This window comes from Myroides marinus (assembly GCF_900109075.1).
Lineage (GTDB): Bacteria > Bacteroidota > Bacteroidia > Flavobacteriales > Flavobacteriaceae > Flavobacterium > Flavobacterium marinum_A.
On sequence record NZ_FNYS01000042.1, the window covers coordinates 1 to 8,753 of the forward strand.

General features: G+C 29.0%; 9 protein-coding genes. 2 read left to right on the top strand and 7 right to left on the bottom strand.

The window, feature by feature from the left end; translation table 11 throughout:
• The coding region (locus tag BMX53_RS18655) for an ISAon1 family transposase N-terminal region protein (RefSeq protein WP_074748467.1) at nucleotides 1-296 on the bottom strand (296 nt) is incomplete at its 3' end.
• A 262-nt stretch (nucleotides 297-558) separates the two neighbouring features.
• Between BMX53_RS18655 and BMX53_RS18660 the strand changes: the two genes are divergently transcribed.
• Complete coding sequence (locus BMX53_RS18660; protein ID WP_074748446.1) at nucleotides 559-1,821, top strand: site-specific integrase; 1,263 nt, start codon at nucleotides 559-561, stop codon at nucleotides 1,819-1,821.
• Nucleotides 1,822-1,933: 112 nt separating this feature from the next.
• Nucleotides 1,934-2,200: a helix-turn-helix domain-containing protein gene (locus tag BMX53_RS18665; RefSeq protein WP_074748449.1), complete on the top strand. Its 267-nt coding sequence runs from the start codon at nucleotides 1,934-1,936 to the stop codon at nucleotides 2,198-2,200.
• Between the two features lie 250 nt (nucleotides 2,201-2,450).
• Here the strand turns inward: BMX53_RS18665 and BMX53_RS18670 are convergent, their stop codons facing one another.
• The 6 genes from BMX53_RS18670 to BMX53_RS18695 all read right to left on the bottom strand — a co-directional run bounded on the left by BMX53_RS18670 (nucleotide 2,451) and on the right by BMX53_RS18695 (nucleotide 8,641).
• The gene (locus tag BMX53_RS18670; protein ID WP_143061465.1) at nucleotides 2,451-3,011 is read right to left on the bottom strand and encodes a hypothetical protein; all 561 of its coding nucleotides are present in this window, start codon (nucleotides 3,009-3,011) and stop codon (nucleotides 2,451-2,453) included.
• Nucleotides 3,012-3,275: 264 nt separating this feature from the next.
• Nucleotides 3,276-4,151 (bottom strand): hypothetical protein, encoded by an 876-nt coding sequence (locus tag BMX53_RS18675; RefSeq protein ID WP_074748455.1) that lies wholly within the window; start codon nucleotides 4,149-4,151, stop codon nucleotides 3,276-3,278.
• Between the two features lie 77 nt (nucleotides 4,152-4,228).
• Nucleotides 4,229-4,954, bottom strand: coding sequence for a Qat anti-phage system TatD family nuclease QatD (gene qatD / locus BMX53_RS18680; RefSeq protein ID WP_074748458.1), 726 nt, complete (start codon nucleotides 4,952-4,954; stop codon nucleotides 4,229-4,231).
• On the bottom strand, nucleotides 4,955-6,277 hold the full coding sequence (qatC, locus tag BMX53_RS18685) for a Qat anti-phage system QueC-like protein QatC (protein WP_074748461.1): 1,323 nt from the start codon (nucleotides 6,275-6,277) through the stop codon (nucleotides 4,955-4,957).
• Entirely contained in the window at nucleotides 6,264-7,118 is an 855-nt protein-coding gene (locus BMX53_RS18690; protein WP_074748464.1) for a hypothetical protein, read from the bottom strand. Before BMX53_RS18690 ends, qatC begins: the two co-directional genes overlap by 14 nt.
• Nucleotides 7,118-8,641 carry a KAP family P-loop NTPase fold protein gene (locus BMX53_RS18695; RefSeq protein WP_208597268.1) on the bottom strand — a complete coding sequence of 508 codons (1,524 nt, stop codon included), beginning with the start codon at nucleotides 8,639-8,641 and terminating at the stop codon, nucleotides 7,118-7,120. The genes BMX53_RS18690 and BMX53_RS18695 overlap by 1 nt, the downstream gene beginning before the upstream one ends.
• Nucleotides 8,642-8,753: the final 112 nt, after the last annotated feature.

The following is an 8,753-nucleotide window of genomic DNA, read 5'->3' on the forward strand; positions in this document are numbered from 1 at the left end:
TCTGCGATGATATTCCAATCACGTGATATAATTTCTCCTGTTTGTTTATCTGTCCAACGACGACGTTGTACATGTAGTTTAACTGATTTACCTCGTAATGGAAAGTCTTCAATGGTAATCATACTATGAAAGCCTTTGGAAATTAGTTGTCTTTCAGGACATTGATTCCCATAATTATTCTTTTCTTCAAAGTAGATATGTAGTTTGGTTTCTAATTCTTCTATTTTAGTAATATTGAAGTGTTCTACTAAGTAAGCAGGTAAGATTAGTTTTAGTATTTCTGTGCTATCCATCATAAGACAAAGATATTATTTTACTATTTCCTCCCCAACTTTTAACTTTGATCCTAAATCAATCTAAATGTGAGCTATTAGGTGAGCTATTTTTAAAAGGTAAATTAGCTCACCGAATCGAGTTTAACTAATTGTATTTCAATAAATTAAATACAATTTATTTTAGTTTAATTCAGTGCTTTTTGGTCTTGTTTGAGTACTATTCAGGTGAGTAGTTTTTTAAAACCATATCAAAACAGTTCGGTTAACATTAAAATAGATTGATATGAAAACAAAAAACACATTTGGAATACACTTCATTATACGTGTTTCTAATTCAAACAAAACAGTTCCATCCCTTATATACGCAAGGATAACGGTAAATGGACAACGTACAGAAATTTCTTTAAAACTAAAAATATCCCCTACTTCTTGGGATAACATTAAAGGAAAAGCAAAAGGAAAAAGTGAGGACACGGTTCGAATCAACGCACATATTGAGCGAGTACGTTCCCTCATTACAGATGCTTATCATCAATTAGTTCAACAAAAAAGAGTTGTCTCTATTGGAGCTGTTAAAAACATCTTTCTTGGACATGATGATACTGAATCATCACTTTTAAAGCTTATAGACTATCACAGAGAGATAGCTACAAGTAAATTAGCTTATGGTACACTAAAGAACTATTTCTCTACGGAAAAGTACCTTAAAAGCTATTTGCGTAAAGTACACAATCGAACTGACATCTATTTAAGCGAGATTAACTACAAATTTATCTTTGACTTTGAAAATTTCTTGAGAAACTGCAAACCTATTCATAAACATCAACCATTAAATAACAATGGTATTATGAAACACATTGAAAGGTTTAAAAAGTTAATCAACTTAGCTATCACCATGGAATGGATGGAGAAAGATCCCTTTACCAAATACAAACTTCAATTTGAGAAGACAGAAAGAGGACACCTAACTAAATCTGAACTTGAAATCCTTGTAAACAAAAATTTTGCTATTGAAAGATTACAAGCTGTTCTTGATATGTTTTTGTTTAGTTGTTATACTGGCTTAGCTTATATAGATATCTTTCACTTAGTACCTCAAAATATAGCTAAAGGAAGCGATGGAAAAGATTGGATTATATCAAGTAGAGAGAAAACTAAAATACCTGTTAGGGTTCCTATTTTACCTGAAGCCTTAGAACTAATTGAAAAATACAAAGACCATCCTATTGCTTTTGCCAAAGGCAAACTGTTTCCAGTTATTAGTAACCAACGAATGAATGGTTACTTAAAAGAGATTGCCATTATATGTGAAATAGATAAGAACTTATCTTTTCACTTAGCCAGACATACTTTTGCTACAACCATTACACTAAACAATGGTGTACCTATTGAGTCAGTGAGTAAGATGCTTGGGCATACGGCTATTAAAACAACACAAATCTATGCGAAGGTATTAGAACATAAACTGGGTGAAGATATGGACAACCTAAGAGAAAGAAGACTTATTCAGGAAAATCACAAGTACAACTTTGAAGAGTCAAATTAAACCTTCCAAAGACAACAGAACTAAACCAGTACATACAAATTGTTATTTAGGGTTAGAACTAAGCTTGTAGCAGCTTAAAACAAATCAAAACTAACCCTAAATACTATTAATTATGAAAGTAGAATTTATTACAAAAGAAGACCTTGAGATTTTTAAACAAGAGATTATTACTGAGATAAGAAGGTATAGCCCTTTTAATAGAAAGAAAGATCAAGAAATAAAACAATGGATCAAAAGCTATGAGGTAAGAAAGCTTCTTGGTATTTCTCCTGGTACCTTACAGAATATGAGACTAAATGGTACCATACCATTTAAGAAGATTGGTGGCTTGATGTTTTATAGGTATGAGGATATTTTAAAGATGATGGAGAGTGAATGAAATGAAACACCCCAACTATCGTGTGGTAGTTGGGGTGTTTTTATTTTATTGGAAAAAGAGGGATTTACACCCTACCCCATATGTCTTATAAATTACGGCTTTCAGGCTTTTAAACTTTTGTGTGCCATGAAATAGCCGAGCTTTTAAATCGATGATTTTCAAGTCCTTTATTTCCTTCACTTTCAAAGATAAAAAATATTTTAATTAACTTTTATTATAAATTATAATATTCAAAAATAAATACAGATAATCAATCTAAAAACAATAATTGATGTTCTATGGAATAAAGATCCATCTTAAAAAAATCTCCACTCTTTTCTGCCACCGCATAACAAAAAAACTTTTTGTTTAAAACTTTTTTAATAGATTTCTCATTCTTATTTACATAACTTTTAGGTATAAACAAATGAAATGGTTTAGTTCTATTATACCATTTACTTATTGTAAGGTTCAAACGTATACTCCCTCCTGTTACTTCTTGTATATCATTAATTTTCCCTTCTAAAATACAAACAAATGACATCTGTGTTTGATTCAACTTTTCTATTATCTCATCTTGTTTTAGTACTAAATCTTTTAATCTAACCAGCTGATTATCTTCTGTTAAAATTTCAAATAGATTAACCTCATTGGGACTTAAATCTTTTATTGATTTTAAAAATCTCTTAGTTACCTTAGAGGAAAGTAGCTTAATAAACATTTCTCTTTCAGTATAGTTTCTTTTCACATCATTTAATCTTTTGGCATAAGGAATAATCATAGACAAAATATTTGCTATACTTTCAGGTATATCTTTTTCCTCTATCCCCATTCTTTGAAGATAATTATTAACAATGCTTGTTATTTTACAAGAATCTAGATGAGAGATATTCTTCCAATTTTTAAAAAAAGGACCTAGAGTTGAGTTCTTCGGTTCCCTACTAAACTCGATTTTAACATTACAACTAACACATGTAAAACTATTTCTATCAAAATCTGAATAAGAATTATCAACTGTATAACAATCAATATTATTACTTATATTCCTGTATCGAGCAATAGACATTCTTGGCATGTTACTTATTTCTATAAAAAATTATTTTTTATAATTCATTATTTGATTAATTGCTGCTCTTAAAACTTGCAAACTTATTCTTGCTGTATGGATATCTGGATTAAAACCACTATACAATTGTTGATAAGGATGTATATAATTTCTAAAATCTCTAAGAGTATGGCTAAATTTTTTAACGTCCTCTCTTAAAATGTTATTTTCATATGCAACATTAATAAAGCTGTTCAAATTCCATTCCTGAAATTGTCTAGGCTTGCCTTCATCATTTTTGGGAGTAGAATTTGCAGTATTAAATTCTTTTGGAAACTTAGTGGCAACTCCTAATAAAATTCCTTCTAATGTACTACCACATAAAAAAATAACAGAAAGAGGTGAATTAGAAGCCAAACAATTCTCTATTTCCTCAATTCTTAATTTTAATATTTCAGTAATAGAATACTCCAATTCTAGTTTATCTAAATCAACTTCTGAAAAAACCCTATTTAAGAATTGGTCTTCTTTTATCTCTTTATCATGAACTTCATGAGATGAATTTTTATTAAAATATGCATCATCAATCTTTTGAAAGGTTATTTCCTTGCCATTCCTGATAACTATCCAATTATCAAAAGATAAATACTCATTAAAAATAGCTATATGAGAATCCAACTCGTTAAATCTTCCTATAAAATTCAGAGGTGAAAACACTGATCTTAAACATTTATCCAATTCAGGTGTTCCATTTATTTTTACTAAATTATTTTCTGTATATAACCATCTTGAAGGAAAACCTTGTCCATATACATCATTAAACCCTAAATCATTAAAAAAATCAACTAATTGAGGGCCTGACCTGTATTCTGTTTCTTCATTAATTAATTCTCTGAGTTTTTGAATCGTTTTTTTTTGAATTATCATTTCGTATTCTATATGTAAAAAAAAATCAAATACATTATATTTCCATTAATTAGTAACTAATATTGATTTTTATGTTATTATAAACTATTTATCAGGTTCTTAAAATTATTCCTAATTATTTCTTTTGCTTGTTCAAATGAAACATTCCATATTTTGGATAAATATAATAATACATCTTCTACTTCGCCTGGCATCAAGGGAATATTTCCTCTTCCAATGAAAGGTCCATCTGTTTCTGTTAATATATTATTCTTAGGTATTTTAGATATTATTTTTTGTCCTGACGCTGATTTTATCATAGCTGGGTTTATTGAGAAATAATAACCTTCCTGCACTATTCTTTTAATTAGGTTTATCCCTCCAGAATACCAATGAAAAATAGCATTCTTAATTCTATAATTTATTAAATTTTCTAAAACTTCATTTTCTGCTTTTCTTGAATGTATACTTAATAGTTTTTTTTGTCCAGATACCAACTCTAAAATCTTTGTAAAAGACTTCAACTGTATTTCTTTACTATTAATACCTGCTTTAGAAAAATCTAATCCAACTTCACCTATATATGATGTCTGACATAGATATTTTTCAAACAGGTGAAATTCACTATTATGTAACTCTGCATACAATGGATGCATTCCTAAAGACATTCTGACGTACTTTTTTTGATAAAAAAAAGGTAATCCCATTTCAAAATGACTAGGTAAATTAGTCATTGAAATAATAGTTGTTTTATTCTTCTCACAGAACTCTAATATCTCTTTTGGGTTTTTATATAAATCAATATGGCAATGAGTATCTAACATTTACAATCCAGCTTTATTTTTAATTACAGAATTTCCATTTTTGGTAAACCACTTTTTTAATTCAACTCTTGTACGCCAAACAACTTCAACATAGTTTTTTAGTTTATCAATATTTTTAATACCATTCACTATTAATTCTGTTTTAATATCCTCTCTAGTTATGTCCTTTTTAAGAAAGTCTAAACAAATACCTACATCTTGACTTTTTTTAGTTTTAAATGGTATTAATGAATTAACACTTGAGCCATATTTAGTTTTATCAATTTGATTTAGTAAAGAGGCTTGGCGATAAATACAAGGCATACATACTCCACAATGTGTAGCTAAAGGCAATTTCCAACTGCTTCTATGTCCTCTTTTCCCGCATGAATTGGAAAAATCAATAATTTTTTTTAAAAATTCTAAGTCATGACAATTATCTACCATTTCACCTTTTGTCAAAAATTCATAAGGATTAGAAATAATACTTTGGATCCCTATTTCTTTTAAAATAAAATTAGTTCTATCTAATACAAAAGGATGGGTTGTCCTTGTACTACAAGAGGTTCTTCTTGATGGACTCAACGGATAATTTAAAGAAACTGATCCATTCTCAGGTACAATAATATCTTTAATATTCTTTCCTTGTGAAATTATAAGAGCAATCCCTATAAACAATATTGAGCGACTTCTGAATGTAGTTTCTCTTCTTATATTTGTTTCTGATAATGTTACCTTAATTGATGGAACATAGTCAAAAAGCCCACGATATTGTTTATTCAACAACATCAATAAATATTCTTGATCTCCTTTAGGCCCTTTCATTTGAGGATCATAATGTGAAGCAAATAAAACCTTATCTTCAGGATGTCTACTTAAATAATCAACTGCGCCTATTAATGAATCTAATCCACCAGAAAAAAGATTAACTTGTTTAAAACTTTCTTGAAACTCAATTGGTAAAGTAAACTCTGGAGAAATATATGTAGATTCATAAAATTCTATATTCCAATAATCTCCTGTCAAAAAGGATAATAATTCTTCCAAATTCTCTTTTACAGTGTTCCAAATATCTATATCTGAAACAGGAAATTCAATTTGTAGTTCCCTAGACCATCCATCAACTGAATTATACTTACGGTTTATGAAACGATCAATACCATAAACAGCACAAGTAATAAAGAAAAAATCTTTCACTTGACTTTTAACTAAATTTGCAAAAGGAAGTAAAGTTTTAAAATCAATACTTACTGTTGATAATTCTTCATCTTCCCCTGATAGTTCAATGGATAAAGTCCCAGATTTATTATTATAAATCGGGCTATTTACTTTAATTCTTTTCATTACAAATAATCTTTATAATTGAATCAAATATTTTCTCAATTTCTTTTTTTCCTTCATCCTTATTCCAATCTATTTTGGATACAGCTCTTTGTGCATTTAAAACCTTTACTCTACCTAAGATGTCATCTTTTATAACTTTAAAAGTTTCCTTACTAATTTCTTCTCCTTTTTGTTGTTGTATTTTTTCTTCAAAACGCTGAGATAAATGTTCAAAAATATATAACCCCCAAAACTTACATAATGTATCTGATAGTCCTTTTCCATCAACTAATTCTTTTATCAAATTTTGATATTCGTTTACATCATTACCTGATTGAAATGCAATTTCTTTCATAATTTCACATGATGCTTTATTTGCAGCGGTCTCATCCATTCCCTGATTTGAATCTGAACAATAAATTAATAAATAATCAATTACATCATTGAAAGATTTTCCCTTAAGCGAACCAAAACCAATATCAGTTAAAGCTTGATCAAGACCATTATTAGCGACATTGGTAAAGAAACCAGTAAGTTTACTCGCAGACTTCAGTCCTGCTTTACCAATAGAAGATGATTTACCAGATGTTATAGCTTTACGCCCACCACCTGTTTTTACAAGATTATTAAATAGTGATTTAACATGTTCAGTTCTTCTATCAGATATTTTTTTATACTGTTTTGAACTATCACTAGCTTTATCATTATCATCTTTGTTAGATTCTTTCTTATTCTTCTCATCATCTTCATCAAGTTTTTTCTCCTGTTCTATAGTCTTAGCTATTTGAGTAATTGAATTTGCTAAATCCCCCCAGTTTGGTTGATTAGCTACTCCTGGATTAATTCTTTGTGTAGTTCCCATTAATTGTCAGCATTTATATTATTATAAATTGAACTTTCTTTACTAAACAGATTATATAGTTTTTTTACACCTGAGTTCTTTGATTCAATTAATTTAAAATTTTGCGCAAGGCTAAATGGAATTTTATTATTATCTACTTTCTTAATGACTCTTATATAAGCATCAATGACATTTGGACAATTTTCAGCCATTAATTCAATAAAAGCTTCATGCATTTCAGTCTTTTCAGGAGCTTTAGTAAGTTCTTTTTCAAGCAAAGACATTAAAGTAGTATAATCATCGTCATTTAATTTATTCTTAATCTCTTTAGATACTGTTCTAGTTAAGGCAGAACCTGAAACAGGTTCAATTAACTTCTTAACTAATGATCTAATATGTGGTGATATTAATGAACTACCACTTATTGATGTTGTTAATTGATCTCTTGTAATCCAATAATAATCCCTTAAATCTATCCCTGTTAATTTTGGTTCTGCATTTAACCATTTTACTGATTTTTCAGTCCCCCAATCAGCAGAATACTTTTCTTTGATAATATCAATGCTATTTTTACTTGCAAGTGATTCTAATTCCATAATTTCTTTAGACTCACCTTTTTGTGTTGATTGCCATTCATAAATTTGTCTAAATAAGCTTTGTGAAGAGTATTCAAGTACCATTAACTTAGCTAAAACATCCATTTTAAAATCATATATTTTAGCTACCCTTACTAATCTATCTCTTAATGAATAAGTATTTAAAAATCTCTTTATTTGGCGAGGATTACCTTTTAATCCTTCAGTAATAATAGGAGCTAATGAAGCAATTATTGACACACTACTTGTTAACTTACTTTTCTCTTCAGGTTTAAGAATTGAATCAATATCACCTAATCCAAATACATCATATCTATTATTTTCTCTAGTTGAATAAAATGCTTCTAAAACCTTATTGAAATTACTACCAAGCTCTTTCTGGCAAAACAACAACGATAAATACGTTTCCACCTCATTATCAGTTAATTTGGGCAAATAATAAGGAACTTGTATTAATTTCTCTAAATAGTCACTAACAATTCTATCATTTCGACTTTCTACATCTGAAGAATTTTCAATGCCATCGGTTTTGTATCGTAATTCTATTGCATGTCTCACAATTCTTGGATCTGCTCCAATTACAAAAGCTGTTTTGTCGACATTTAAAAATAATTTTATAGCTTCTAAATTTTCAATTAGCCTATCTGGTGTACATCTATCTAAATCATCTATAATTACAACTAATTTTTTAATATTTGATTTATCAAGCATTTTTTTGAAATCCTCTCTAAATTCACGGACCATTGTAATTTCGTCATCTTCATTCTTCCTGATTATACTATTTAAAAAATTTTCAGCCCCTTCACCTTGAAGTTTATCAGATAATTCTGTAGCATCTAATTGAGAAAACTCTTTTAATAAATATGGAATTAATGAAACACCCCCTGTAAGGTAAGCAGTAGCTGCAGGAACAGCAATCTTTTTAAATCCCAATCCCATCAAACGCATCCACTTTACAGATTTAAGGTATGCACCCGAGCAAGTGCATGTTTCATAATATAATGTAAGGAAGTAAGTTTGCTTTAAATAATAAAGAGATGAGCAAACAAGAAATTATGTA